Origin of the sequence: Nocardia sp. NPDC056541 (assembly GCF_042794235.1) — a bacterium.
Lineage (GTDB): Bacteria > Actinomycetota > Actinomycetes > Mycobacteriales > Mycobacteriaceae > Nocardia.
This window is the reverse complement of record NZ_JBHTUD010000002.1, coordinates 472,671-497,623: the sequence shown is the minus strand read 5'-3', so window position 1 is coordinate 497,623 and position 24,953 is coordinate 472,671. Positions and strand designations below refer to the sequence as shown.

Sequence of the window (24,953 nt, the reverse complement as noted above, 5' to 3'; positions counted from 1 at the left end):
GGCGGGTTACGGACTGTTGAGTGCCGCGAGCACCGCTTTCGCCGTCGAGACCCCGATACCGGGCACCGAGGTGATCTCCTCGACAGTCGCGTCCTTGATTCTGGCGACCGAGCCGAAGTGGGTGACCAAGGCGGTTCGCCTCGTCTCACCGAGGCCCGGCACCGAATCCAGCGCCGACGCCGTCATCCGGCGTGAGCGTTTGCTGCGGTGGAAGGTGATGGCGAAGCGGTGGGCTTCATCGCGCACGCGTTGCAGCAGGAACAGCGCCTCGCTGTTGCGCGGCATGATCACCGGGTCGGCTTCGCCGGGCACCCAGACTTCTTCGAGGCGTTTGGCCAGACCGATCACCGCGACATCGGTGATGCCGAGTTCGTCGAGGACCTCGGCGGCGGCGGCGACCTGGGGTGCGCCGCCGTCGACGACGTAGAGGTTGGGCGGGTAGGCGAAGCGGCGCGGTCGGCCGGTGGTGGGGTCGATGCCGGGGCGTGAGGCGGGTTCGTCGACCTCGTCGGGTTCGATCTCGACGGGTTGTTCGCGGTCGCGGGCGAGCCGGGCGAAGCGGCGGCGGGTCACCTCGGCGATGCTGCCGACATCGTCGGAGCGGCCGTCGCCCGCGGCTTCCTTGATCGCGTAGTGGCGGTAGTCGGACTTGCGGGCCAGGCCGTCTTCGAAGACCACCAGCGAGGCGACGACGTCGGTGCCCTGCACGTGGCTGATGTCGACGCATTCGATCCGCAGCGGGGCGCTGTCGAGTTCGAGTGCGTCCTGAATGTCTTGCAGCGCTTGTGATCTCGACGTAAGGTCACCGGCCCGGCGGAGCTTGTGCTGAGCCAGCGCCTCGGCGGCGTTGCGCTGCACCGTCTCGGCGAGAGCCTTCTTGTCGCCGCGCTGCGGGATGCGCAGCGAGACCGCGGAGCCGCGCATCTTGCTGAGCCACTCCCCGATCTCCTCGGCGTCGGCGGGCAGTTCGGGGACCAGCACTTCCCGCGGGACGACGATGGCGGCGTCACCGTTCTGGTCCGCCATGGCGGCCTGCTCGCCGTAGAACTGGGTGAGGAACTGTTCCACCAGGGCAGCCATCTCGGTTCCCGATTCCGCGACATCGAGCGCGTCACCGGATTTGTCGACGACCCAGCCGCGCTGGCCGCGGACGCGTCCGTCGCGGACGTGGAAGATCTGGACCGCGGCTTCCAGTTCGTCGGTGGCGAAGGCGATCACATCGGCGTCGGTGCCGGTGCCGAGCACCACGGCCTGCTTTTCGAGGGCGCGGCGCAGTGCCTGCACATCGTCGCGCAAGCGGGCGGCGTTCTCGAAGTCGAGGTCTTCGGCGGCCTCGTGCATGCGGCGTTCGAGTGCGCGCACCATCTTGTCGGTCTTGCCGGACAGGAAGTCGCAGAAGTCCTCGACGATCTGGCGGTGCTCGTCGGCGCTGACCCGGCCCACGCACGGCGCGGAACACTTGTCGATATAGCCGAGCAGGCACGGACGCCCGATCTGGCTGTGCCGCTTGAAGACTCCGTTGGAGCAGGTTCGCGCGGGGAACACCCGCAGCAGCAGGTCGAGGGTCTCGCGAATCGCCCAGGCGTGCGCGTAAGGACCGAAGTAGCGCACGCCCTTCTTGCGCGCGCCCCGGTAGACGAACAGTCGCGGATACTCCTCGTTGAGGGTCACCGCGAGCACCGGATAGGTCTTGTCGTCGCGGTATCGGACGTTGAATCGCGGATCGAATTCCTTGATCCAGTTGTACTCGAGCTGCAGCGCCTCCACCTCGGTGGACACCACCGTCCACTCGACAGCGGCCGCCGTGGTGACCATCTGCTTGGTGCGCGGATGCAACGAGTACACATCGGCGAAGTAGGAGTTCAGCCGACTGCGCAGACTCTTCGCCTTACCCACATAGATGACCCGCCCGTGCACGTCCCGGAACTTGTACACACCGGGTTCGACGGGAATCGTGCCCGGCGCCGGCCGGTACGTCGCGGGATCTGCCACCCATCCAGCCTAGCGAGGGGCCCCGACAGGTCCGCACTGCCGAGGTATCAACCGGCGCAGCAGCCCTACACGGACGAGCGAGGTCGCCGGGGTGAGCTGTGCGACTGCCTGTGTAGCGTGAGGGCTCGGATTATGTGCCCGAAAGGACGTCCGATGAGCAATGCCGCCGCCCTGCCGCAAACCGGTGACGACCTGTACGACGACGAGGTGTCCCCGCACGGAGTCATGCCGGGGACGGTGCGCGGAGCGCGGCTGATCGCCGCGGTCGCCACCGCCGTCGGTGTCGTGCTGATCGCGATCACGGTGGCGCTGGGCGGCTCGCTCGGCGCGCTGCTCGCCGGGTATCTGCCGTCCTTCGCGCTGGTTCCGCTGGTGCTGCTGTTCCGGCAGGGCGGTGATCTGGTGCGCAAGGCGGCGATCGGGGTCGCGGTGCTGGCGTGCCTGGTGTCGTCGACGGGCATTCTCACCGGGCTGCCGCCGGGGGTGGTCGGCGTCGTCGCCAACGGCGCGGTCGCGGCGATGCTCCTTCGGCCTTCTGCCCGGACCTGGTTCACCCGCCAACGCTGACCTGCGCCTCGGCCGGTTCACCCGACCGCGCGCATCCGCCGGCCGTCGGGCGGGACTGTCTGCCGGCGATCCGGCCACAGGCGCTCAGTCGGCGGTTCGGATGCCGTGTTCGGCGAGGGCGTCGATGAGCGCGCGCGGGCGGTCGGGGGTGGGTAGCGGGTCGACGAGGGCGAAGCGGGCGCCGAGGGCGGTGGCGCCGCCGTCTGCCTCGGCGCTGTCGCCGATCATGAGGACGCGGTCGGGGGTGACGCCGAGGCGGTCGGTGGCGTCGCGGAAGATCTGCGGGTTCGGTTTGATGGCACCTATCTCGAAGGACAGCGTCATCGAGCCGATGAGGTCGGTCCAGCCGTGTTTCGCGAAGGCGGGCCGGATGTCGTAGGCGATATTGCTGACGATGCCGATCGGGATTCCCTGAGCAGCAAGCGATTCCAGGACGGTGCCCGTGTCGGGATAGGGGGTCCAGGCGAGCGGGTCGGTGAGGCGTTCGTAGAGCCGGATCGCCTGGGCCTCGGGAACGTCGGAGCCACGCAGCACCTCCAGGTAGGCATACCGGTGCAGGGCGGGGTCGAGATCGCGGTTGTCCCAGGCATGTTGGCCCGCGGCGTCGAAGGTCATGAATTGTTCGACCGGCGCGGTCATCCGGCGCATCACTTCGGCTTTCGCCGCCACGTCGAACGGCGTCCCGTCGTCCCCGACCAGTTCGTGAGCCCAGGTCCGGTCGTCCTCCAGGCGGAAGACCGTGCCGGAGAAGTCGAACAGCACCGCGTCGATGTCCATGGCAGCCAGGGTAGCGAGACGAAGACAGTGCGCCCGGCGGAAATCGGCCGGGTAACCCAGGATTCGTGTGCCGGCCATCCGGCCGTCGCGGCTGGACAGGGGCACACGGCGAGCCCCCGGCGGAAAAAGATCGAATCGCGTCGTACCGCCGGGTTACCCTGGCTGGATGACGCCAAGGCGACGGACGTGGATCGGGGCCACGACGGCCGCAGTGCTCGCGGTGGGGGTACTGGCCGGATGTTCGACAGACGAGAAAACGGCCGCGGAATGCACGAGCACGCCCAACGGCACTCCTGTGTCCGCGGCGCCCGCCACCGGCACCGGGGCGCCGACCTCGCAGAATCTCAGCACCAACCCTGAGATCGCGTCGGGCTATCGCTCGGATATGACCGCGGTGCGCACCAGCACCTACGCGGTGTCGACCGCCAACCCGATCGCCACCGAGGCCGCGTGCCGGGTACTGCGGGCGGGTGGCACCGCAGCCGACGCCCTGGTCACCGCACAGGCAGTACTCGGTCTGGTCGAGCCACAAGCTTCCGGCATCGGCGGCGGCGCCTTCCTGGTGCACTACGACGCGAAGTCGCGCACGGTCGACACCTACGACGGCCGCGAGACCGCTCCTGCCGCGGCGACCGAGAACTATCTGCGCTGGGTCAGCGACACCGACCGCACCGAACCCGCACCGAATACCCGGGCCAGCGGTCGCTCCATCGGCGTGCCCGGAGTGCTGCGGATGCTCGAACTCGCCCATTCCGAACACGGGATGAGCGCCTGGAAGGAGCTGTTCGATCCCGCGATCAGCCTGTCCGACAACGGTTTCGAGATCAGTCCGCGACTGGCAGGCCAGATCGCCGAATCCGCGAAAGACCTGGCCGCCGACGAGGCCGCACGTGGCTACTTCCTCGAAGCCGATGGCTCGCCCAAGAAGTCGGGCACCCTCCTCACCAATCCGGCGCTGGCGAAAACGCTCTCGGCGATCGCGACCGACGGCGCGAAGGCCTTCTACAGCGGCGCCATCGCCCAGGACATCGTCGAGGCGGCGGGCAGCACGGCGGGCGGCCGTACCCCCAGTGCGCTGACCACCACCGACCTGGCGAATTACGAGGCGAAGAAGCGCACGGCGCTGTGCACCGGGTACCGCAAGTACGAACTGTGCGGCATGCCCGCGCCGTCCTCGGGCGGCAGCACCGTCGCGGCGACGCTGGGCATTCTCGCCAATTTCGATCTCCCCGCGCTGCGCCCACAGGAGCTCGACGCCAACGGCGGGCGGCCCGACGCGCAGGCCGTGCACCTGATCTCCGAAGCGGAGCGACTGGCCTACGCCGATCGCAACAAGTACGTCGCCGACCCGGATTTCGTTCCGCTGCCGGGTAATTCGGCGCTCTCGCTCGTGCACCCGCAATACCTCAAGGAACGGTCGACGCTGATCGACCCGCAGCGCAGCATGGGTACCGCCAAGCCCGGCAACCTCGGGCCGGTCCCCCTCGGCAACGGTCCACAGCCGCCCGAACACGGCACCAGTCACATCTCCGTCATCGACAAGTACGGCAACGCCGCCGCCATGACCACGACGGTCGAATCGGCGTTCGGGTCTTTCCATCTCGTCGACGGATTCGTGCTCAACAATCAGCTCACCGACTTCGCCGCCGACCCGGTCGACCCCGACGGGACACCCGTGGCCAACCGCCTCCAGCCCAACAAGCGCCCACGCAGTTCGATGGCCCCGACCCTGGTGTTCGATCGTGACGATCGGGGCGACCGTGGCGAACTGAAGCTCGTCACGGGGTCACCCGGTGGTTCGGTGATCATCCAGTTCGTCGTGAAAACGCTGGTCAATGTGCTGGATTGGGGTCTCGACCCGCAACAGGCGGTCTCCGGGGTGTCGTTCGGCGCGGGCAATACGCCGGTCACCGGCGTCGGCGGTGAGCACCCGGACATCAATGCGACCGACAACGGCGACCACGATCCCCTGGTCGAGAAGCTGCGGGCAATGGGCCATCAGGTGTCGGTAGCACCGCAGTCCAGCGGGCTCAGCGCCCTGCAGCACGACGGCAAGGACGGCTGGATCGGCGGTGCGGATCCGCGCCGCGAGGGAGCGGTCCTCGGCGATACCCGCTGATGCGCTGGTCTGTGCGTCACTACTCGGTGGCGCACAGACAGCAGCGTTGCCGGCAATCAGTCGGCTCCAGGTGCCGACCGCTCAGCGAAGTCAGTCCCGCGGGGCGTAGCGGGCGCCGAGTTCGCGGACGCGCTCGATGGCGTCGGCGGCGTGGGTCTTGTCGTTGGAACGGATCGCCAGCATCGGGACGTAATCGTCGTCGGCCAGTTCGAGGCGGGCCCATGCCTTGCGGTCCGGGAAGGACACGCCACGGATGTAGGCCCACGGGTACACCTGCTCGCCCAGGATATTGCGCACCCCGACACCCTGGCTGCCCGCGCGCACTCGCGGACGGGTGAGCATCAGTACCGCGCCCGCCCCGACCACCCCGATCAGGATCATCGCGACCTGATCGGCGACCCGGAAGTTCACCCCGGTCGACCCGGTGCGCAGCAGCAGCCCACCCGCGGTGAACGCGACGAGGATGACGATCGCGACCACGATGGCGGTACGGGTCGCCCGGCGCGGACGCACCTGGAACTCCCAGCCCGCGTCGGGCTGAGGAGCGCTACGACGCCAGGTCCGCACCACCGGCACGGTCACACCGATCGCAGTGCGCGCAAGGTGAGCGCGGCGTCGAGAGCGGCGGCGCAGGCCTGTTCGCCCTTGTCCTCCGCCGAACCGGGCAGCCCGGCCCGATCGCGCGCCTGCTCCTCGTCGTTCGTCGTGAGCACACCGTTGGTGACGGGGGTGGCCGCATCGAGCGACACCCGGGTCAGCCCGGCCGTCACCGCATCGCACACGTACTCGAAATGCGGTGTGCCACCACGGATCACGACGCCCAGAGCCACCACGGCGTCGTGCGTGCGCGCCAGCTCCTGCGCGACGACCGGCAACTCCATCGCACCGGCGCAGCGCACCACGGTCACATGTTCGACGCCGGCTTCCTTGGCCACCCGTTCGGCATTCGCCACGAGGGTGTCGCAGATCTCGGTGTGCCACCGCGAGGCGACGATGCCGAGTTTGACGTCTTTGGCCTGCGCCAGCGCGAAGCTCGGGACACCTGTACCGCTCATCGTTGCCGCCTTTCGTACGAAATGATCACTGCGCGGTTTCGCCGAGGTCGAGATCGTCGAGACCGACCAGGTCGTGGCCCATCCGATCCCGCTTGGTGCGCAGATAGTGCAGGTTCTCGGCATTGGCGCGCAACGGCATCGGGACGCGCTCGGTGATCGCGAGACCGTAGCCGTCGAGGCCGACCCGCTTGGCCGGATTGTTGGTGAGCAGGCGCATCGAGCGGATGCCGAGATCGACCAGGATCTGCGCGCCGGTGCCGTAGTCACGGGCGTCGGCGGGCAGACCGAGATCGAGGTTGGCGTCGACGGTGTCGCGACCGGTGTCCTGCAACTGGTAGGCCTGCAGCTTGTGCATCAGGCCGATGCCACGGCCCTCGTGCCCGCGCATGTAGAGGACGACGCCGCGCCCCTCCTGATCGACCATCTCCAGTGCCGCGTCGAGCTGCGGGCCGCAATCGCAGCGCAGCGAGCCGAAGACGTCACCGGTCAGGCATTCCGAGTGCACCCGCACCAGTACGTCCTCGCCGTCACCGATGTCGCCGCGCACCAGCGCGACGTGCTCGGCATCGTCGAAGATGCTCTGGTAGCCCACGGCCTTGAAATCGCCGTGAGCGGTCGGAATACGGGCCTCGGCCACCCGCACGACATGCTTCTCGTGCTTGCGCCGCCAGGCGATCATGTCGGCGATCGAGATCATCGCCAGGTTGTGTTCGTCGGCGAATACGCGCAGCTCGTCGGTACGGGCCATGTGCCCGTCGTCCTTCTGGCTGACGATCTCGCAGATCACGCCCGCGGGACGCAACCCGGCCATCCGCGCCAGATCGACCGCGGCCTCGGTGTGGCCGGGCCTGCGCAGCACGCCGCCGTCCTTGGCGCGCAGCGGCACCACATGGCCGGGGCGGGTGAACTCGTCGGCCTTGGCCTGCGCGCTGGCCAGCAGGCGCATGGTGACGGCCCGGTCGGCGCCGGAGATGCCGGTGGTGATGCCCTCGCGCGCATCCACCGAGACGGTGTAGGCGGTGCCGTGCTTGTCCTGGTTCATCGCGTACGCCGGCGGCAGGCCGAGCCGGTCGCAGTCGTCGGCGGTCAACGGCACGCAGATGTAGCCGGAGGTGTAGCGGATCATGAACGCGACCAGCTCCGGGGTGGCCTTCTCGGCCGCGAAGATGAGATCGCCTTCGTTCTCCCGGTCCTCGTCGTCGATGACGACAACAGCCTTGCCGGCCGCGATATCGGCGACCGCGCGCTCGATGCTGTCCAACCTGGTCACGTCTGCTTGCTCCGTATATTTGGCGGCCGGGGCCGCGGGTTTCTCGGCCCGGTGGGCCTCGATCTTCCCTCCCGGCGGGCACTCCTTCGTCGCACCCTCTGGTCGGTCCAGATCGAGGCGGCCGAGAAACTGCCCTGGGGGATGGCAATGACTTCCTACATTACGGCGTGGCCTCGGGGTGTTCGGTGAGGCCCGGCGCCGATCGGTGTCAGCCTCGCTGGGCGAGGCGCTCCACGTACTTGGCGATGACGTCCACCTCGAGGTTCACGGTGGCGCCGACGGGGGCGGTGCCGAGGACGGTCAGGGCGAGGGTGGTCGGGATCAGGGAGACCTCGAACCAGTCACGGGATCCGTCGGCGTTCGGCTCGTCGTCGATGCCGAGCGCGGAGACGGTGAGGGAAACGCCGTCGACGGTGATCGAGCCCTTCTCCACCACATAGCGCGCGATGGAATCCGGCAGCGAGATCCGCACGACCTCCCAGTTCTCCGACGGGGTGCGTCGCAGCACGGCGCCGGTGCCGTCGACGTGGCCCTGTACGAGGTGGCCGCCGAGGCGGCTGTTCAATGCGGCCGCGCGCTCGAGGTTGACCGGCGATCCGGGGACCAAGCCGCCGATGCTCGAGCGCTTCAACGTCTCGTCCATGACGTCGACGGTGAAGCTGTCGCCGTCGATCACGTCGACGACGGTGAGGCAGACGCCGTTGACAGCGATCGAATCGCCGTGCCCGGCATCGGAAGTCACCAGCTTGCCGCGGATCGTCAATCGGGCGGCGTCGGTCAGCGCCTCGGTGGCCACGATCTCGCCGAGCTCCTCGACGATCCCTGTGAACATGCCTGACTCCCTTGTCGCGTCATCCGTACCCGTTGGGCCCAACAGCAGGTGAGTGGCCGCTATTCCCGCGAGGCCACCCAGCTCGTCGCACAGCCTAGTAGCGCGGCCCGTGAGCCCGGGTCGGGGGCCGAACCCGACCGCGCGCAGCCCTTGATCACCGAAAGCGATCGATAGCGCATCGTCCAGGTCGCAACCGTGTATCGACATGAAGCAACGCCGCCGTTAATCAATACGGCGGTCGGCGTTCAATCCAATTTTCGGCGAACCGATCCCCGGCATTCATCAGGCTGCCTTAGCCTGGTATTACCCGCCACTACGAACTGGAAACACGGTGAGTGTAATGCTTGCGCCCGCCGCGCCGCTGACGCAATATTGTTACGTCAACGATTCCTGCTGTTCAGCCAGATGTCGGGCCCTGGAACTGCAGGTTCTCCCGACATCATCGCCCGGAGCACAGCGGCTACCGGGAGTTCGCCCCAGGGATAGTCCACCACTCCAGGAAGACAACACTGTGGGTCACAACAGGTTCGCTATATGTGGGGGTGCCGCGTGAGCACATTGATCGATTCGACGCTGGAAATGCGCTGCGTGCGTTATCGGCGAGAACTGCACCTACCGGCCAAGATCGATTTCGATTCCCGCCGCATTCTGCTCCAGATCGGCGCGCACTACGGCGCGGTCACCATGCCCGGCGATCTGGGCGAGCGCGTCCAGGCCCGACTGCGCGAGGCCGCGATCGCGGGTCCGGTGGTCGATCATCCCCGCGCGCGGCGCTGGACGTTCCTCACCGGCCCCTGCCGCCCGGACTCCGTCACCGCGACGGCGTCGGCCGAACTGTTCCGCCTGTACGCGACCGTCGCCTGCGCGGGCAGCCAGATCGTGCTGCCCTCCCCCGACGACGAGCGCACCGGCTACCGCACCTGGGTGCAGGAACCCGAGTCCGGCGACCAGCGGCCGCCGGTGCAGGCCGTCATCGACGCGGCGCGGGCGCTGGGCACCCGCAAGCTCCGCGCCCTGTAGTTACGGCAGCCAGGCCGAGGTGGCCAGGTTGCGCAGCTTCTGCACGGCAGCACCCGGGTCGGCCGTGTTGTAGACGGCCGACCCGGCCACGAAGCAATCGATGCCGGCGGCGGCCGCCTGCTCGATGGTGTCGTCGTTGATGCCGCCGTCGATTTCGACGACCAGGTGCAGTTCGCCCGAATCGACCAGATTGCGCACGATCCGCGCCTTCTCCAGCACGCCGGGGATGAACGACTGCCCGCCGAAACCGGGTTCCACGCTCATCACCAGCAGGGTGTCGAATTCGCGCAGGATTTCCAGGTACGGCTCGATCGGGGTGTTCGGCTTCACCGACAGCCCGGCCCGCCCGCCCGCGGCGCGGATATCGCGCGCCACCGCGATCGGATCATCGGTCGCTTCGGCGTGAATGGTGACGTTGTAGGCGCCCGCCTCGGCGTAGCTCGGGGCCCAGCGGCCCGGATCGTCGATCATCAGGTGGCAATCGAACGGGATATCGGTCGCCTTCAGCAGGCTCTGCACGATCGGCAGACCCAGCGTGAGGTTCGGTACGAAGTGCCCGTCCATGACGTCGACGTGAAGCCAATCGCATCCTTCGACAGCGGCGGCCTCGGCGGCCAGATTCGCGAAGTCCGCGGACAGGATTGACGGGGCGATCATCGGCTGGGACGGACGGGAGAACGTCGGAGTGGACACAGCGCGCCAGTGTAGCGACGGCGATGGTGATTGCCCTGCCGGGATATGGGTAGCCTTCTCAGGGTGACCAATTTTTCGGCGGAACATGGGCCCTTCGGCGCCCCGGTGGAGATTCGTGTGGCAGCACAGCTGACGCAGCTGCCAATCGTGCGCGGACTGGCCGAAACACTGGTGCTACTCAGTGATTTCACCCTCGACGAGGTAGCCGACGTGCGCCTGGCCGTGGATGAGGTGTGCTCGACGATCATCGCGATCGCGGGCCCGGATACGCTGCTCACCTGCCAATTCCTCGTCGGTGACTTCGAACTCCAGGTGCGCGTCGACGGTGTCGCTGCGGCGCAGGGCATGCCGGATCAGCGCAGCTTCGGGTGGCATGTGCTGCGCACGCTCTGCGACGAGGTCATCGCCGAACAGCAGGATTTCGACGCAGGCGTGTCCGGGTACCCGACGACGGTCCGATTCCGCAGGGTCCGGGGGAAGGCATAGTGCACGGCGAGGACAACCAGCCCGACCAGCACGATCTCAGCGAACCCGACAAAACCGACTCCCCTGCCGCGGAATCGGAGAACGCCGCGGAACCGGACAAGGAAGCCCTCGAGCAGGACAGTATCGAGGAGGAGACCGAAACTCCGGAACCGGTGTCGGGGTACGACGACGTCAGCGCCTTGTTCGAGCGTCTCGCGGCGACCGAGCCGGGCAGTGTCGCGCACGCGGTCGCGCGCGATGCGCTGATCAACCGCTGCATTCCGCTGGCCGATCACATCGCCCGCAAATTCAGCGGGCGCGGCGAGCCGTTCGACGATCTGTCGCAGGTGGCGCGCGTCGGTCTGGTGCACGCGGTGGACCGGTTCGACCTGAGCCGTGGCTCGAACTTCCTGTCCTTCGCGGTGCCGACGATCATGGGCGAGGTCCGGCGATACTTCCGGGACAACACCTGGGCGATGCGAGTCCCGCGGCGCGTCAAGGAAACCCACCTGCGGATCGGCGCGGCCGTGGATCAGCTCTCGCAGCGACTGGGCCGCTCCCCCACCGCCAAGGAGATCGCCGCCGAACTCGATGTCGACCCCGACGAGGTCACCCAGGCCGTCATCGCGGGCAATGCCTATCAGCCGACGTCGATCGACGCGGCCTCGATCGGGCGCGACAGCGACGCGTCGCTGCTCGACACGCTCGGCGAGGAAGAGTCGCAGTTCGACCGGGTCGAGGAGTACATCGCGGTGCGGCCACTGCTGGCGGGCCTGCCCGAACGTGAGCGCCGCATCCTGACCATGCGATTCTTCGAGTCGATGACGCAGACACAGATCGCGTCGCAGCTGGGGATCTCGCAGATGCACGTGTCCCGGATTCTCGCGAAAACCCTGGCGCGCCTGCGCGAATTGTCCGAACGGGACTGACTCGGGGACAGGACAACGGCGTCCTCTCCTATGCACCCTGCCTCGCGCGCCGCAGCTTCGCGGGTGCGCGCAGCCACCAGGCACTGTCGAGTAGCTCGGCGAGCTGCTGTGGGTCGACCACGTCGAGGTCGATGAGGATGTACGGGTACCCGTCATAGTGCGGGGTCGTGTAGAAAGCTGGGTCGCCGGAAGCCAGCAGCGCTTCCTTCTCCGTGGGCTCACAGAGCAGCACGAGGCCGCCTTCGGCCTCATCACGCAGTCGAGCGAAGCTCTTGCCGCCGACATTCAGGCCGGGACTGCGCCACCAGGTGCCTTCCGCCACACCCGGTAGTGCCGTCGCCATCGCGACCACCTGATCCCATGTCATCGCCATACGCCGATTCTCCGCTCGGCGCTCGCTCCTCGCTTGGACGAATGGAACGGCGCCGCCCCTGCGCGGGGGACGGCGCCGTCGTACTGTCGCGGCTACTTCTTGCGCAACGTCGCCAGGAACATGGCGTCGGTGCCGTGGCGATGCGGCCACAGCTGGGCGGAGGGGCCGTCACCGAGATCGGTGACACCGGGCAGGAACTCGCGGCTGTCGAGTTCCTCGGCGCCGCTGCGGCGGACGAAATCGGCGACCACCGACACTGTTTCGGCGAGGTGCGGTGAGCAGGTCGAATACACGACGACACCACCAGGGCGCACCAGATCCCATGCGGCGGTGAGGAGTTCACGCTGCAGGGTCACCAGCTCCGCCACGTCGGCCGGAGTGCGGCGCCAGCGCGCCTCGGGGCGGCGACGCAGGGCGCCCAGGCCCGTGCACGGCGCGTCGACGAGGACGCGGTCGTAGCCGGGGGTCAGGCCACTGTCGCGACCGTCCGCGACATGCACGGTGACGGGCAGACTCCGGGTGGCTTTGCGAACCAGTTCGGCACGGTGCTCGGCCGGTTCGACAGCGTCGACGGTGAACAGGTCGATCGCGGCGAGCGCGCCGAGCAAGGCCGCCTTACCGCCGGGACCTGCGCAGAGATCGAGCCAGCGACCCTTGTCGGGGCCCTCCAGCGGCGCACGCGTGAGAGCGAGCGCGACCAGCTGGCTGCCCTCGTCCTGGACGGAGGCGATGCCGTCACGGACCGGTTCCAGCAGACCGGGATCGCCGCCGTCGAGATACACCGCGTACGGGGACCAGCGGCCCTCCTCACCGCCGGTGACCAGCGCCAGCTCTTCCGAGGTGATCTCGCCGGGCCGGGCGACCAGGTGCACGACCGGGCGTTCGTCATCGGCTTTCAGGAGTGCGTCCAGCTCACCCGCCTGCGCGCCGAGCGCGTCGGCGAAGGACTGGGCGATCCATTTCGGATGCGCGTGCTCGAAGGCGAGTTTGCCGACCGGGTCGGCGGGGGCCAGCTCGGCGATCCACTCCTCGGCGGTCTTCTCCCCCGCTCGCCGCAACACCGCGTTGACGAAACCGGCACGGCCCTGGCCGAATTCGGCACTGGCCAGGTCGACGGAGGTGTCGACGGCGGCGTGCGCGCTGGTACGGGTCCGCAGCAACTGGTAGACGCCGAGGCGCAGGATGTCGAGGATGGGGCCGTCGATCTCGTCGACCGGGCGGCCCGCGCATGCCGAGATCACCGCGTCGAGCTGCCCCTGCGAACGGCTGGCGCCGTAGGTGAGCTCGGTCGCGAACGCGGCGTCGCGCCCGCTGATCTTGCGCTCGCGCAACAGTTTCGGCAGCGCGAGGTTGGCATAGGCGTCGCGCTCACGCACGGCCCGCAGCACATCGAGGGCGACTTCGCGCGCGGGGTCCACGGGCTCGCCGCGGCGCTTGCGCGGACTGGGCACACTGGGATCGGGACGCTCGGGACGACGCTGAGCGGGCGCTTTGCCCGCCGGCGCACCAGCATCCCGGTTGCCCGCACCACGGCCACGCGAGTCTCCTACGCGCGCACCACGATCGGGACGTGACGCGCCACGGTCGGACCGTCCCGCACCGGAACGTGCCGCGTTGCCACGGTCACCGCGCTGGTCCGCCGAGTCACGGCCCTGAGCCTGCTCGTTCGCGCCGCCGAAGCCAGGGCGGTCGTCGGCACGACGAGGTGCCTCGGAGCGCGGGGCGTCGTCGCGTCGAGCGCCCGCGTCACGTCCTTGCGCCCGGTCACTCGCGCCGCGACCGAATCCGGGGCGGTCGTCTTCGCGGCGGGGCGCGCCGGAGCGCGGAGCATCGTCGCGTCGATTGCCCGCGTCGCGACCCTGCGCGCCGCGAGCGAAACCGGGGCGGTCGTCGGCGCGGCGGGGCGCGCCGGATCGGGCGCCCCCGGGGCGGTCGTCGCGGCGGGGGCGGTCGGAGCGATCCGTCCAGCGGTCGCCGTCCGCGCGCGGGGTGGTGGTGCCCTTCGCGGCGCGGGCGGCCCAGCCGCCGTCGACGTTCTTGCCGGTGATCTTGCGGTCGTCGCGGGGGCTACCGCCGCGCGGCTCGCCAGACTTTCCGGTCGGTTTGCGATCCTCGCGGGGGCTCACACCCTTCGCGGCGTCGGCTTCACGGCGACGGCGGCGGTCCGAGGCACTCATCCGATCACCGTGCCGGGCGCGAGGCGGGCGCCACGCGCCCAGTCCAGGGCGTTCATCATCTTCTTGCCGGGCGGCTGGACCTGACCCAGGCGGACCGCTGTGGTCGATGTTCCGACGAAGACGCCGGATTTGCGCACCTCGATCTCGCGTTCGGGCAAGGTTTCCTCCACCATTTCCACCGGGCCGAGTTTGAGGCGCAGCCCGTTCACCTCGGTCCACGCGCCGGGCGCCGGGGTGACGGCGCGAATGTGGCGGTGGATGGCGAGCGCGGGTTCGTCGAACCCGATCCGCCCGGCTTCCACGGTCACCTTCGGTGCGTAGGTCACGCCGTCATGGGATTGCGGAATCGCTTGCAGCGAACCGTCTTCCACGCCGTCCAGGGTTTTCTCGAGCAGCACGGCACCCGCTTCGGCGAGCCGGGCCAGCAGTTCGCCCGCGGTGTCGGTGAGCCCGATCTTCTCGGTCATCACCCCGTACACCGGGCCCGTATCGAGGCCTGCTTCGATCAGGAACGTCGACGCGCCGGTCATGTCATCACCGGCGTCGATGGCCGCCTGCACGGGAGCCGCCCCGCGCCAGGCGGGCAGCAGCGAGAAGTGCAGGTTGATCCAGCCGTGGGCGGGGATGTCGAGCACCTGCTGGGGCAGCAGCGCACCGTAGGCGACGACCGGGCAGCAGTCCGGTGCGAGCTCGGTGAGCGCGGCGACGAACTCGGGCTCGGACGGCTTGCGTGGCGTGAACACCGGAATGCCGTGTTCGTCGGCGAGCTGCCCGACCGGCGAGCGCAGGAGCTTGCGACCACGGCCCGCGACCGCGTCGGGCCGCGTGACGACCGCGACAACCTCGTGGCCTTCGCTCTCGATCAACCGGCGCAGCGACGGCACAGCGGGCTCGGGCGTGCCCGCGAAAACTACGCGCATCAGCGACCACCGCCGACGCCGCTGGATTCGCGCACGGTGATCCCGCCGCGGAACCAGTCGGATTCGCGGATGGTCCGCATCGCGTCCTTGCGGTCGGCCGGTTCGAGCCGGTTGATGAACAGCACGCCATCGAGGTGGTCGTACTCGTGCTGTACGCAGCGCGCGAGCAGACCGTCGGCTTCGAATTCGACCGGCGCACCGGTGACGTCGACCCCGCTGACCCGCACGCGCGCCGCCCGGCGCACGTCGTACCGCACGCCGGGGATCGACAGGCAGCCCTCGGGACCGACCTGTTCGTCGGCCCCGAGGGCCGACCACTCCGGATTCACCACATGCCCCGCGGCATCGCCGGTGTCGTAGACGAACACCCGCAGCCCGACACCGATCTGCGGCGCGGCCATCCCGACCCCACCGTCGTCGTGCATGGTCTCGGTGAGATCGGCGACCAACGTGGCGAGGTCGGGACCGAACTCGGTGACCGCGTCGGCACGAGAACGCAGGATCGGGTCGCCGAACAGGCGAACGGGCTGAATGGTCACGGCGGCTCCCGGGGAGGACGAATTGCGGTCGTCCCAGTCTAGTGACCCCGCGAGGTACTTCCGTCCAGCCCGGCTGTCAGGAGTTGCCCGCGATGATCACCTCGGGGATGCCGGTGCCGAGCGGGACGGGCGCGCAGACCGGTGCGGGCGCCCGGGCCGGGTCGAGGACGCGCTGGAGCAACTGCTGCACGAAGGGGTCGTAGACCAGGTGGAAGTGCCCGGTCAGGTCGTCGGCGCACAGGTCCTGCAGGACGAGGTTCTCGGCGCCCGCACCGCGCAGCGCGATGTTCGAGAACGGCTGGATCATCTCGTCGACCCGGCTGCCGACGGTGACGTACCGGACACCGGCCACGGTGTCGCCGCCCGCGTTGAGCTCCACCATGAGTGGTTCGCCCTGGGCCTGCTGGACCGCAGCGGTCGAGGTGACCCTCGCGAAGACATCCATCATGCCGGGAACGGCCTGCCCCACCGGGACCAGTCCGTACATGACCCCGCCGTAACTGGGTGAGGCCAAGCCGACCCAGGTCCCGACCTTCGGCGCGCCCCCGAGCTTGTTGATATAGAACCGACTGACGTTCGCCCCCTGCGAGAACCCGACCAGATCGACCTTGGTCGCCTTGGTCGCGACGAGGACATCGTCGACGAACTGGGCGAGCTGGGCGAAACTGATGCGCATGTCCTCAGTGCCGTAGGTGTCTGCGCCCGGCGCTCCGCCGTAGTTCAGCGCGAAGACGCAGTAGCCGGCCGACACCAGCTGCGGCCCGATTCCCGCCCAGTCGGAGTACGCACTCGAGTCGGTGCCGTGTACCAACACGATCGGCCGCGGGTGCTCGGCGGTGGGCGTACACCCGAAGTTGTTGAGCCCCACCGGAACCGAGTTCGGGTTGGCCTTGATGTAATGGGCGGCGTCCAGGTGATCGGACTGCGCCGGACCCGCTTGCATCGGAATGACGGCGGGCCGATAGCCCGCCGGTTCAGCGGCGGCGATCGGTGCGAAGGACACACCGATCACCGCCGCGCAGGCGAGTGCCGTGACCGACACCGCGCCGCGCAATCGTGATGTTCCCCAACCCCACAACGTTCCCAGTTGTTCCATACCCCAAACATTTACTCCATGGGACCGACAACCGCACGCCGGGCAGGGCGGTCACGACGCCCTCACTTCTCGGGGGTTGTATCGCCCTCGGAGGCGACATCGTCCTCGGCGAGGATTCGATACAGCGCCCGGCGGGTCTCGGCGAGCACCTCGGCCGCCTTCGCCGCCTGCTGTGCCGTGCCGACCTGGGCCACCTGACCGACCGCGCCCATCACCTGTCCGACCAGTCCGCGCAGGTCCAGCGCCTGGGCGCCGACGTCCTGCTTGACCTCGGCCCACGGGTCGCCGAGATCCTCACGATGGGCCTCGACATAAGCCTTGCCCTCGTCGGTGAGCTGGGCGGTCTTACGACCGGCCACCTTTTCGATGAGCACCAGACCCTCGTCCTCGAGCTGGGCCAATGCCGGGTAGATGGACCCCGGACTGGGGCGCCAGACATCGTCGCTGCGGTCGCGGATCTGCTGGATCAATTCGTAGCCGTGCATCGGGCGCTCGACGAGCAGCAGCAGCACCGCTGCCCGCACGTCACCGCGCCTGCCACGCCCGCCGCGGCCGCGACCGCGACCGAAACCAGGACCGAAGCCCGGTCCGAAACCTGGGCCGAAGCCCGGTCCGAAGTCGGGGCCGTGGCCATGGCGCCCGCCGTGGCGGAACTGCTGGCGGTCGGGACCGAATTCCCGGGGGCCCGGTCCGCGACCGCGCCGGAAGTGTCCGAATTCTCGTTGTTCTTGGTTCTGCATGACAGCCTCCTCAGGCTCTCTCGTTGTTCTTGACACTATCGACGATATATCGGCAATGCATCGAGCGCAAGGAGTAATCTGAATTCGTGACGGACCCGTCCCGGCCCCTTCGGCTCGCCGAACTCGTCGCCTCGCTGTCACTGGCCACCGACCTCGGGCTCGGCCAGCCGCAGGAACATGTCCTGCGCCAGACCGTTCTCGCTGTCCGGCTCGCCGAGGCCGCGGGGTTGTCCGAGGCCGATCGCGCCGCGGTGTATTACGTCTCGCTGCTGGCGTGGGTCGGCTGTGTCGCCGACTCCCCCGAGATGGCGCGCTGGTTCGGTGACGACCTGCGGATCCGGGCCGACAGCTACAACATCGACAAAACCGGGTTGCCGATGATGGCCTTCTTGCTCGGGCACCTCGCCGAAGGCGGGTCCTCGCTGCGGCGGATCTCGATGACCGGCCGGTTCCTCGCGGGCGGGGTGCGCGACACGATGGACTCGTTCCTCACCCACTGCCGCACCGCGGCCGATATCGCCGACCGCCTCGGCCTGCCGGCCGCCGTCCGGGCAGCGCTGCCTCAAGCCTTCGAACGATGGGACGGCCACGGCGTACCCGGCGGATTGCGGGGCGAGGCGATCATTCCGGTGATGCGTGTCGTGCACATCGCCGACGACGCCGAGGTCCATACCCGGGTGGGCGGTGTCGACGCGGCGGTCCGAATGCTGCTGTCGCGCAGTGGCACCGAGTTCGATCCCGAACTGGTGGACCTGTGCGCCCGGGGCGACGGCGCGTTGCTGGACGGACTCGACCGGGTCGACGCCTGGCAGCAGGTGATCGACGGCTGCGCGGCGCTCGACCGGCCGATCGCGGACGACGAACTCACCGACGTCCTCACCGTCTTCGCCGACTACGCCGACGCGAAAGCAACCTGGTTCCTCGGTCATTCGCGGGCCGTGGCCGACTTGGCCGCCGCCGCGGCCCGCGAGTACGGCCTGCCCGCCGACCAGGCGGTGACCGTGCGGCGGGCAGCCCTGGTGTGTCGTCTCGGCACCATCGGTGTCTCGACGGGCATCTGGAACAAACTGGGTCCGCTGACCGCCTCCGAACGCGAACGGGTGCGGATGGTTCCGTATCTGACCGAGCGAGTGCTGGCGCGCAGCCCGCACCTGGCCGCGCTCGGCGGACCGGCTTCGATGGTGTACGAACGGCTGGACGGGTCCGGCTATCCGCGCGGGCTCACCGGCTCGATGCTGCCGCCCACCGCGCGAATTCTGGCCGCCGCCCAGATGTTTCGCGCACTCGGTGAGCAGCGACCGCACCGACCCGCCATCGAGCCGGACGAGCGAGCCAGGATTCTGCGCGCCGAGGTGACAGCGGGGCGACTCGACGGCGACGCCGTCGCCGCCGTACTGGCCGCGGCCCAGGGCCGAAGACCACGCAAGCGCGCGCAGATCGCCGGGCTCACCGCCCGCGAGCTCGACGTCCTCGCCCTGCTGGTGCGCGGCCGGTCGACCCGAGAGATCGCCCAGGCCCTCGGCATCAGCCCACGCACGGCGGGCAGCCACGTCGAGCACATCTACACAAAAATCGGTGTCCACAGCCGTGGTTCGGCCGCGGTGTTCGCGATGCGCCACGGCCTACTGCCCGACGAGGATCAATCGGCAAAGATCGGGTGATCACCCGATGTTCGACATCGGCGCAGGTCGCAGACTTTTCCCATGACTACTTCGACCCACACCCCGCAGACGACCTCCTCGGTCGCCGACCTGTTTCTCGCCGCGCTGATCCGGCGCGACTTCGCCGCGATGGCGTCCTACCTCGCTCCCGAGGTCACGCTGCGCGGTCTGATCCCACCCGGCCCGTTCACCGCGGTGGGTCCCGATCCGGCGATCGCGCGCTTCCGCGGCTGGTTCGGCGGTCCCGACGACTTCGCCGTCGTCGACTCCGGCCGCGAACACATCGGCGACAAGCTCGCGATGCACTGGCTGGTCCGCATGCGCCCGGCCAACGGTACGACTCGTGTCGCCGACCAGCGCGTTTTCCTGACCACCACCGATAACGCGATCACCACCATCGACCTGCTGTGCTCGGGTTGGCAGCCCACCGATTGACCTCCGGCCACGGGCAGAACCGCGCCGACGAACGACCCCGAGCCGGCGCAGGTGCTATCCGGACTCCTGCGCCAGCTCGTCGATCCATCGTTCCAGCCGGGCACCTTCGGTGACCATCAGTTGCGGGTCACGGAAGGTGTTGGTCAGCAACGAGATCCCCTGGTACGCGGCCACGAAGGCAACGGCGAGCTCGGCGGCGTCGGCGCGACCGAGGGCGGCGAACTGTTCGCGTGCCCACTCCACGAGCAGCCCGATCACGCGTGCGGGCTGCCCCCCGAAGGCGTCTTCGCGCTTGTCGAGTTCGGCGGCGAGTGAACCGGTCGGACAGCCGAAACGCGCCGCCATCTCACGTTGTTCGACCCAGCTGCGCACCATGGCCTTCAGCTTCTCGGCGGGTCCCGGCAGTTCGGCGAGTTCGGTGACGACGCCGGACAGCACCTGCGCGTGCAACTCGATGACCGCGGCGATGAACTGGTCCTTGGTCTTGAAGTAGTAGTAGACGTTGCCGACCGGCACGTCGGCCTCGCGCGCGATATCGGCGATCGTCGTCTTCTCGATGCCCTGCTCGTAGAACACGCGCATCGCCGCTTGCACCAGGCGTTCCCGCTTCCCGATCTTCGGGCTGAGCTGCGCGTCCGATTTAGTCATACAACTAACTATAGACAGAGCGCGGCCGGTGGGATACATTCGTGTCCAGCAAGTCAGTCAGCTAACTAACTAACTAAGGATTCAGATGATCGTCGTCACCGGAGCAACCGGCAATATCGGCAGCACCCTGGTCGGACTACTCGTCGACGCGGGAGCACAGGTCAGGGCGGTATCCCGCGGCACCCGCCCCGTCGACCTGCCGACAGGTGTCGAGCACACGGTCGCCGACCTGGGCGATCTCGACAGCCTCTCCCCCGCGCTACAGGGCGCCGACGCGCTGTTCCTGCTGATCACCGGCGAGCAACTGATGACCGGCCCCGAGCCGGCCCTGCTGCTGAAAACCGCCGCGGACGCCGGCATCCGCCGGGTCGTCTTCGTCTCCTCGCAGGGCGCGGTCACCCGCCCACAGTCCGACGGCTACGCACGAACCATCGCGTTCGAACAGGCCCTCGCCGAATCCGGCCTGGAGTGGACGGCCCTGCGCCCCGGCGCGTTCTTCTCCAACACCTTCGCGTGGATCGAACCGGTGCGCACCCAGCGAGTCATCCCCGCACCGTTCGGCGATATCGGCCTGCCGGCGGTAGACCCCGCCGACATCGCCGCCGTCGCCGCCGTGGCACTGCGTGAAGACGGCCACCACGGCCGCGCCTACACCCTCACCGGACCCGCCGTGATCACCCCACGCGACCAAGCCGCGGCGGTGGCCGAAGCGATCGACGCCCCGATCACCTTCCTCGAACTCACCGTGGACCAGGCCAAGCAGAACATGCTGCGCTTCATGCCCGAGCCGGTCGCCGACCACACACTCACCATCCTCGGCATGCCCACAGCCGAAGAACAGCAGGTCAGCCCTGATATCGAGGATGTACTCGGTCGACCGGCCACCACCTACGCGCAGTGGGCGAGGCGCCATCGGGCGATGTACGCCTGACCGGACCGCGGGGACCCTCGTCAGCCGATATCGACCGGGTCGATCTGCACGCGCAAGGGCGCGTCGGAGCGGTGCGAACTGCGGACGGCTTGGGCCGCGGTGAGGGCGCGCGCCAAGGGAGCGCCGTCCGAGCGGGCCACCCGCAGCAGCATCCGTTCGACCTCGGCGGGAGAATCGCCGCCGGAGAACGGTTTACGGGCCGTCGGCGGCAGCGGTACCGGGCCGAGGATCTCGGTACCGTCGGGAAGCGTGGTGGCGTCGAGCAATTCCGCGATCGAGGCGGTGGTGCCGTCGATGGCGGCGAGCCGGACCGCAGGCGGAAAACCGACCTCGGCGCGAGCCTCCAGTTCGGCGGCGGCATGGTTGACAGGATCCCACCGGACCAGCGCCTGGACGGTGGCGAGGGACGGCTCGGCCATGACGATGACCTGGCCACGGGGGCGGACCAGGGCGGCCGCACCCATCCACCGGCGCAGGGTGTCCTCGCTCGCGCGCAGGTCGGCGCGACCGAGCAGCGCCCAGCCGTCGAGCAACAGCGCGACGCCGTAGCCACCGCGAACGAGGGGTTCCGCACCGACGGTGGCGACGACCACCTGGGCGCCGGGTTCGACCGTGTCGAGCACTTCCCCACCGCCCGAAGCACGAATCGGGACGCCCGAGAACGCACGCCCGAGCTCTTCGGCGGTGCGCGCCGCGCCGATCACCGTGGCCCGCAGCGCTCGCGCACCGCAGGCCTGGCAGCGGAACGCGGCTTCGGTGATGCCGCACCACTTGCACTGTGGACTCGCCGCTTCACCATTGCCCGAATGCGGTAGCGCCAACGGCCCGTTGCAGTGCCGGCAACGCGCGGGGGTACGACATTTCGCACAGGCCAGCGATGGAACATAACCTCGCCGCGGCACCTGGACCAGCACCGCCACGTTCTCCTTGATCGCGGAGCGCGCGGCCGCGAACGCGACGCCGGGCATTCGCACCGAGCGGGCCAGCGCGTCGCGCTCCAGGGCGTAGTCACTGTCGCCCGGCGCACTGATCCGGGGCGTCACCTCACGCAACACCTGACGTTCGGCGAGAAGGTCATGAGCCCAACCGGTTTCGACCACCGCCTGGATCTCCGCGGTCCGCGCGAAACCGGCCGCGACGAACGCGGCCCCCGTCTCGTGCGCCCGGAGCATCGCCACTTCGCGAGCATGCGGATACGGCGAACGGGGTTCGGCGTAGGTGTCGTCACCGTCGTCCCAGAGGGCGATCAGCCCGAGATCCCTCGCGGGCGCGAAAACCGCCGCCCGAGTCCCCACCACGATCCGCGCCTGCCCCCGCAACACCGCCAGCCACCGCCGATACCGCGCTGCGGGGCCCAGCCCCGCCGACAGTCCGACAGCCGAATCACCCACCAGCGCAACACATTCGGCGAGTAGTCGATCGAGGTCGCGCTGATCGGGCACCATCAACACCGCACTGCGACCAGCGGCCACCACCGTCGCCGCCAACTCCGCCAGCCGGGCCGCCCAGTCCTCCCCCGGCAACGCCTGCCACGCCGCCCGCACACCCTTACCCTGTGCCAGCGCGCCGACGAACCCCATGCCGTGCGCATACCGGCCCCAGGCCGACGCGTCGACCTCGCTGCGCGCTTCCGCCGCGGCGCTCGACGTCTGCTCGACCTGGACCGTCGCTGCCTTGTCGCCCGCCGCCCCGCCGAATTCCGCGACCGAATCGCCGACGCCGCCCGAACCCGCCGCCGAGCCATCCGCCCCGGTGGAGCCGTCCACACCGGTGGCACTGCCCGCGTCAGTCGAGCGCGAAAGATGCTCATCATCAACAGCTTCCGGTGCCGAGTCGGCCACGGCGCCCGCACCTTGCTCATCGGCGAGGGCCGGGTCTTCCGGCGACGACGTCGGATCGTCGGCGATATCGACAACGCCAGCCGCCGAACGCGTCGACTTCTTCACGGCATCGGGCTTCTTCGCCCCGCCGGTTTCGGTACGGGCGTGGCGCGGAGGGATGGCAAGACGCAGGACATCAGCGCGAGTTCCCGCGTAGCGGGCGGCGACGGCGGTGGCCAGGCGCAGAATTTCCGGGGTGAGAACGCGTTCGGCGGAGACCACTCGTTCGAGCGGCATCATCTTGCCGTTGTGATCGCTGCGCGGGAGACGTTCGAGCAGATATCCGTCGACGAGGCGGCCTGCGAAACGCACGCGCACGCGCACGCCGGGCTGCGCGATCTCGTCCAGTTCAGCAGGGACGAGGTAGTCGAAGTCGCGGTCGAGGTGGGCAGGCGAAAGCAGCGGGAGCACCCTCGCGATGGGGTGTCCCGCTGCTGTCGATGTTTCGCCCGCTGACACGCGGTCCGTGGGTATTACAGGCCGACGGCCGCGCGCAGCTTGTCGGCGCGGTCCGTGTGCTCCCAGGGCAGGTCGACATCGGTGCGGCCGAAGTGCCCGTAGGCGGCGGTCGGCGCGTAGATCGGGCGCAGCAGGTCGAGATCGCGGATGATCGCGCCCGGACGCAGGTCGAAGACCTCGGAGATGGCGGTGGAGATGCGGGTCGGGTCGACCTTCTCGGTGCCGAAGGTCTCGACGAACAGACCGACCGGGGCCGACTTGCCGATCGCGTACGCGACCTGCACCTCGACACGGTCCGCCAGACCGGCGGCCACGACGTTCTTGGCGACCCAGCGCATGGCGTAGGCGGCCGAGCGGTCGACCTTCGACGGATCCTTGCCGGAGAACGCGCCGCCACCGTGGCGGGCCATGCCGCCGTAGGTGTCGACGATGATCTTGCGGCCGGTCAGGCCCGCGTCACCCATCGGGCCGCCGAGGACGAACTTGCCGGTGGGGTTCACCAGCAGGCGGATGTCGGAGGTGTCGAGGCTGGGCAGGTTCAGGTCGCCGATGACGGCGTCGACGACCTTCTCGCGGATATCGGGTGCCAGGAGGTTGTCCAGGTCGATATCGGCGGCGTGCTGGGTGGAGATGACCACCGTGTCGAGGCGAACCGGGCGGTCGCCGTCGTATTCGATGGTGACCTGGGTCTTGCCGTCGGGACGCAGGTAGGGCAGCACGCCCGACTTGCGGACCTCGGTGAGCTTGCGCGAGAGCCGGTGCGCGAGCGCGATCGGCAGCGGCATCAGCTCGGGCGTGTCGGTCGTTGCGTAGCCGAACATCAGGCCCTGGTCGCCGGCGCCCTGGCGCTCGATCGCGTCGTCGGAACCGCCGACGCGCGCCTCGTGCGAGGTGTCGACACCCTGGGCGATATCGGGCGACTGGGCACCGATCGCGATGTTGACTCCGCAGGAGTTGCCGTCGAATCCCTTTGCGGAGGAGTCGTATCCGATCTCGAGGACCTTCTCCCGCACGATCCGCGGAATGTCTGCGTAAGCGGAGGTGGTGACCTCGCCCGCGACATGGACCTGCCCGGTGGTGACCATGGTTTCCACCGCGACCCGGCTGCTCGGGTCCTCCGCGAGCAAGGCGTCGAGGATGGAATCGCTGATCGCGTCACAGATCTTGTCCGGATGCCCCTCGGTCACGGACTCACTGGTGAAAAGCCGACTGCCTGTCGTACGCACAGTTATTCCCTCTCCCTCAACGGGTTACTCGTTCGGCTTGTGACGGTAACTTCTCGGTGTTACCGCGCAACCCTTCTCATCAAGACTATTCCAAACCACCGACATGGTGGCGAGTAAGTACCAAGCCACGCCGCGAACACCCGCACGGG

24 protein-coding genes are annotated in these 24,953 nt (G+C 68.9%); 8 read left to right on the top strand and 16 right to left on the bottom strand.

Going from position 1 to position 24,953, the window contains the following annotated elements:
* Nucleotides 1–6 precede the first annotated feature (6 nt).
* Nucleotides 7–1,992, bottom strand: coding sequence for an excinuclease ABC subunit UvrC (uvrC, locus tag ACFQ9R_RS05245; RefSeq protein ID WP_378627060.1), 1,986 nt, complete (start codon nucleotides 1,990–1,992; stop codon nucleotides 7–9).
* Between the two features lie 153 nt (nucleotides 1,993–2,145).
* Between uvrC and ACFQ9R_RS05240 the strand changes: the two genes are divergently transcribed.
* Nucleotides 2,146–2,559, top strand: coding sequence for a hypothetical protein (locus tag ACFQ9R_RS05240; protein ID WP_378989085.1), 414 nt, complete (start codon nucleotides 2,146–2,148; stop codon nucleotides 2,557–2,559).
* Nucleotides 2,560–2,643: 84 nt separating this feature from the next.
* Here ACFQ9R_RS05240 and ACFQ9R_RS05235 read toward each other — a convergent pair whose 3' ends face one another.
* Nucleotides 2,644–3,336, bottom strand: coding sequence for an HAD family hydrolase (locus ACFQ9R_RS05235; protein WP_378989084.1), 693 nt, complete (start codon nucleotides 3,334–3,336; stop codon nucleotides 2,644–2,646).
* A gap of 166 nt (nucleotides 3,337–3,502) precedes the next feature.
* On the opposite strand from ACFQ9R_RS05235, the gene ggt reads away from it, so the two are divergent.
* Nucleotides 3,503–5,455, top strand: coding sequence for a gamma-glutamyltransferase (ggt, locus tag ACFQ9R_RS05230; protein ID WP_378989083.1), 1,953 nt, complete (start codon nucleotides 3,503–3,505; stop codon nucleotides 5,453–5,455).
* Nucleotides 5,456–5,545: 90 nt separating this feature from the next.
* On the opposite strand, the gene ACFQ9R_RS05225 is transcribed toward ggt, so the two are convergent.
* The 4 genes from ACFQ9R_RS05225 to ACFQ9R_RS05210 all read right to left on the bottom strand — a co-directional run bounded on the left by ACFQ9R_RS05225 (nucleotide 5,546) and on the right by ACFQ9R_RS05210 (nucleotide 8,612).
* A complete protein-coding gene (locus ACFQ9R_RS05225; protein ID WP_378989082.1) occupies nucleotides 5,546–6,037 on the bottom strand; it encodes a PH domain-containing protein in 492 nt (163 codons plus the stop codon).
* A complete protein-coding gene (gene ribH, locus ACFQ9R_RS05220) occupies nucleotides 6,034–6,510 on the bottom strand; it encodes a 6,7-dimethyl-8-ribityllumazine synthase (RefSeq protein ID WP_378627052.1) in 477 nt (158 codons plus the stop codon). The genes ACFQ9R_RS05225 and ribH overlap by 4 nt, the downstream gene beginning before the upstream one ends.
* Before the next feature lie 25 nt (nucleotides 6,511–6,535).
* Entirely contained in the window at nucleotides 6,536–7,780 is a 1,245-nt protein-coding gene (locus tag ACFQ9R_RS05215) for a bifunctional 3,4-dihydroxy-2-butanone-4-phosphate synthase/GTP cyclohydrolase II (protein WP_378627050.1), read from the bottom strand.
* Nucleotides 7,781–7,988: 208 nt separating this feature from the next.
* Nucleotides 7,989–8,612: a riboflavin synthase gene (locus ACFQ9R_RS05210; protein ID WP_378989081.1), complete on the bottom strand. Its 624-nt coding sequence runs from the start codon at nucleotides 8,610–8,612 to the stop codon at nucleotides 7,989–7,991.
* Nucleotides 8,613–9,161: 549 nt separating this feature from the next.
* Between ACFQ9R_RS05210 and ACFQ9R_RS05205 the strand changes: the two genes are divergently transcribed.
* Nucleotides 9,162–9,632, top strand: a complete 471-nt coding sequence (locus ACFQ9R_RS05205; RefSeq protein ID WP_378655995.1) for a hypothetical protein — start codon at nucleotides 9,162–9,164, stop codon at nucleotides 9,630–9,632.
* Here the strand turns inward: ACFQ9R_RS05205 and rpe are convergent, their stop codons facing one another.
* The gene (rpe, locus tag ACFQ9R_RS05200; RefSeq protein WP_378628313.1) at nucleotides 9,633–10,289 is read right to left on the bottom strand and encodes a ribulose-phosphate 3-epimerase; all 657 of its coding nucleotides are present in this window, start codon (nucleotides 10,287–10,289) and stop codon (nucleotides 9,633–9,635) included.
* Between the two features lie 153 nt (nucleotides 10,290–10,442).
* On the opposite strand from rpe, the gene ACFQ9R_RS05195 reads away from it, so the two are divergent.
* Nucleotides 10,443–10,811, top strand: a complete 369-nt coding sequence (locus ACFQ9R_RS05195) for an anti-sigma factor (protein ID WP_378989080.1) — start codon at nucleotides 10,443–10,445, stop codon at nucleotides 10,809–10,811.
* Nucleotides 10,811–11,719 carry an RNA polymerase sigma factor SigF gene (locus ACFQ9R_RS05190; RefSeq protein ID WP_378989079.1) on the top strand — a complete coding sequence of 303 codons (909 nt, stop codon included), beginning with the start codon at nucleotides 10,811–10,813 and terminating at the stop codon, nucleotides 11,717–11,719. Before ACFQ9R_RS05195 ends, ACFQ9R_RS05190 begins: the two co-directional genes overlap by 1 nt.
* Before the next feature lie 28 nt (nucleotides 11,720–11,747).
* Here the strand turns inward: ACFQ9R_RS05190 and ACFQ9R_RS05185 are convergent, their stop codons facing one another.
* From ACFQ9R_RS05185 to ACFQ9R_RS05160, 6 genes are all read right to left on the bottom strand, one after another.
* Complete coding sequence (locus tag ACFQ9R_RS05185) at nucleotides 11,748–12,092, bottom strand: MmcQ/YjbR family DNA-binding protein (RefSeq protein WP_378989078.1); 345 nt, start codon at nucleotides 12,090–12,092, stop codon at nucleotides 11,748–11,750.
* 92 nt (nucleotides 12,093–12,184) lie between these two features.
* A complete protein-coding gene (locus tag ACFQ9R_RS05180; protein WP_378989134.1) occupies nucleotides 12,185–13,543 on the bottom strand; it encodes an RsmB/NOP family class I SAM-dependent RNA methyltransferase in 1,359 nt (452 codons plus the stop codon).
* A 722-nt stretch (nucleotides 13,544–14,265) separates the two neighbouring features.
* On the bottom strand, nucleotides 14,266–15,189 hold the full coding sequence (fmt, locus tag ACFQ9R_RS05175; RefSeq protein WP_378662499.1) for a methionyl-tRNA formyltransferase: 924 nt from the start codon (nucleotides 15,187–15,189) through the stop codon (nucleotides 14,266–14,268).
* Nucleotides 15,189–15,728 carry a peptide deformylase gene (def, locus tag ACFQ9R_RS05170; RefSeq protein ID WP_378989077.1) on the bottom strand — a complete coding sequence of 180 codons (540 nt, stop codon included), beginning with the start codon at nucleotides 15,726–15,728 and terminating at the stop codon, nucleotides 15,189–15,191. The genes fmt and def overlap by 1 nt, the downstream gene beginning before the upstream one ends.
* A gap of 76 nt (nucleotides 15,729–15,804) precedes the next feature.
* Entirely contained in the window at nucleotides 15,805–16,824 is a 1,020-nt protein-coding gene (locus ACFQ9R_RS05165; protein WP_378989076.1) for an esterase/lipase family protein, read from the bottom strand.
* A gap of 62 nt (nucleotides 16,825–16,886) precedes the next feature.
* Nucleotides 16,887–17,564, bottom strand: a complete 678-nt coding sequence (locus tag ACFQ9R_RS05160) for a PadR family transcriptional regulator (protein ID WP_378989075.1) — start codon at nucleotides 17,562–17,564, stop codon at nucleotides 16,887–16,889.
* Between the two features lie 86 nt (nucleotides 17,565–17,650).
* Between ACFQ9R_RS05160 and ACFQ9R_RS05155 the strand changes: the two genes are divergently transcribed.
* Together ACFQ9R_RS05155 and ACFQ9R_RS05150 are read left to right on the top strand one after the other, a co-directional pair.
* Nucleotides 17,651–19,225: an HD domain-containing phosphohydrolase gene (locus tag ACFQ9R_RS05155; RefSeq protein ID WP_378989074.1), complete on the top strand. Its 1,575-nt coding sequence runs from the start codon at nucleotides 17,651–17,653 to the stop codon at nucleotides 19,223–19,225.
* Between the two features lie 42 nt (nucleotides 19,226–19,267).
* Nucleotides 19,268–19,660, top strand: coding sequence for a nuclear transport factor 2 family protein (locus ACFQ9R_RS05150; protein ID WP_378989073.1), 393 nt, complete (start codon nucleotides 19,268–19,270; stop codon nucleotides 19,658–19,660).
* A gap of 54 nt (nucleotides 19,661–19,714) precedes the next feature.
* Here ACFQ9R_RS05150 and ACFQ9R_RS05145 read toward each other — a convergent pair whose 3' ends face one another.
* Nucleotides 19,715–20,308, bottom strand: coding sequence for a TetR/AcrR family transcriptional regulator (locus tag ACFQ9R_RS05145; protein ID WP_378989072.1), 594 nt, complete (start codon nucleotides 20,306–20,308; stop codon nucleotides 19,715–19,717).
* An 85-nt stretch (nucleotides 20,309–20,393) separates the two neighbouring features.
* Between ACFQ9R_RS05145 and ACFQ9R_RS05140 the strand changes: the two genes are divergently transcribed.
* Complete coding sequence (locus ACFQ9R_RS05140; protein ID WP_378989071.1) at nucleotides 20,394–21,239, top strand: SDR family oxidoreductase; 846 nt, start codon at nucleotides 20,394–20,396, stop codon at nucleotides 21,237–21,239.
* A 20-nt stretch (nucleotides 21,240–21,259) separates the two neighbouring features.
* Here ACFQ9R_RS05140 and ACFQ9R_RS05135 read toward each other — a convergent pair whose 3' ends face one another.
* Together ACFQ9R_RS05135 and metK are read right to left on the bottom strand one after the other, a co-directional pair.
* Nucleotides 21,260–23,530 (bottom strand): primosomal protein N', encoded by a 2,271-nt coding sequence (locus tag ACFQ9R_RS05135; RefSeq protein ID WP_378989070.1) that lies wholly within the window; start codon nucleotides 23,528–23,530, stop codon nucleotides 21,260–21,262.
* A 62-nt stretch (nucleotides 23,531–23,592) separates the two neighbouring features.
* The gene (gene metK, locus ACFQ9R_RS05130; RefSeq protein WP_101467096.1) at nucleotides 23,593–24,804 is read right to left on the bottom strand and encodes a methionine adenosyltransferase; all 1,212 of its coding nucleotides are present in this window, start codon (nucleotides 24,802–24,804) and stop codon (nucleotides 23,593–23,595) included.
* Nucleotides 24,805–24,953 lie beyond the last annotated feature (149 nt).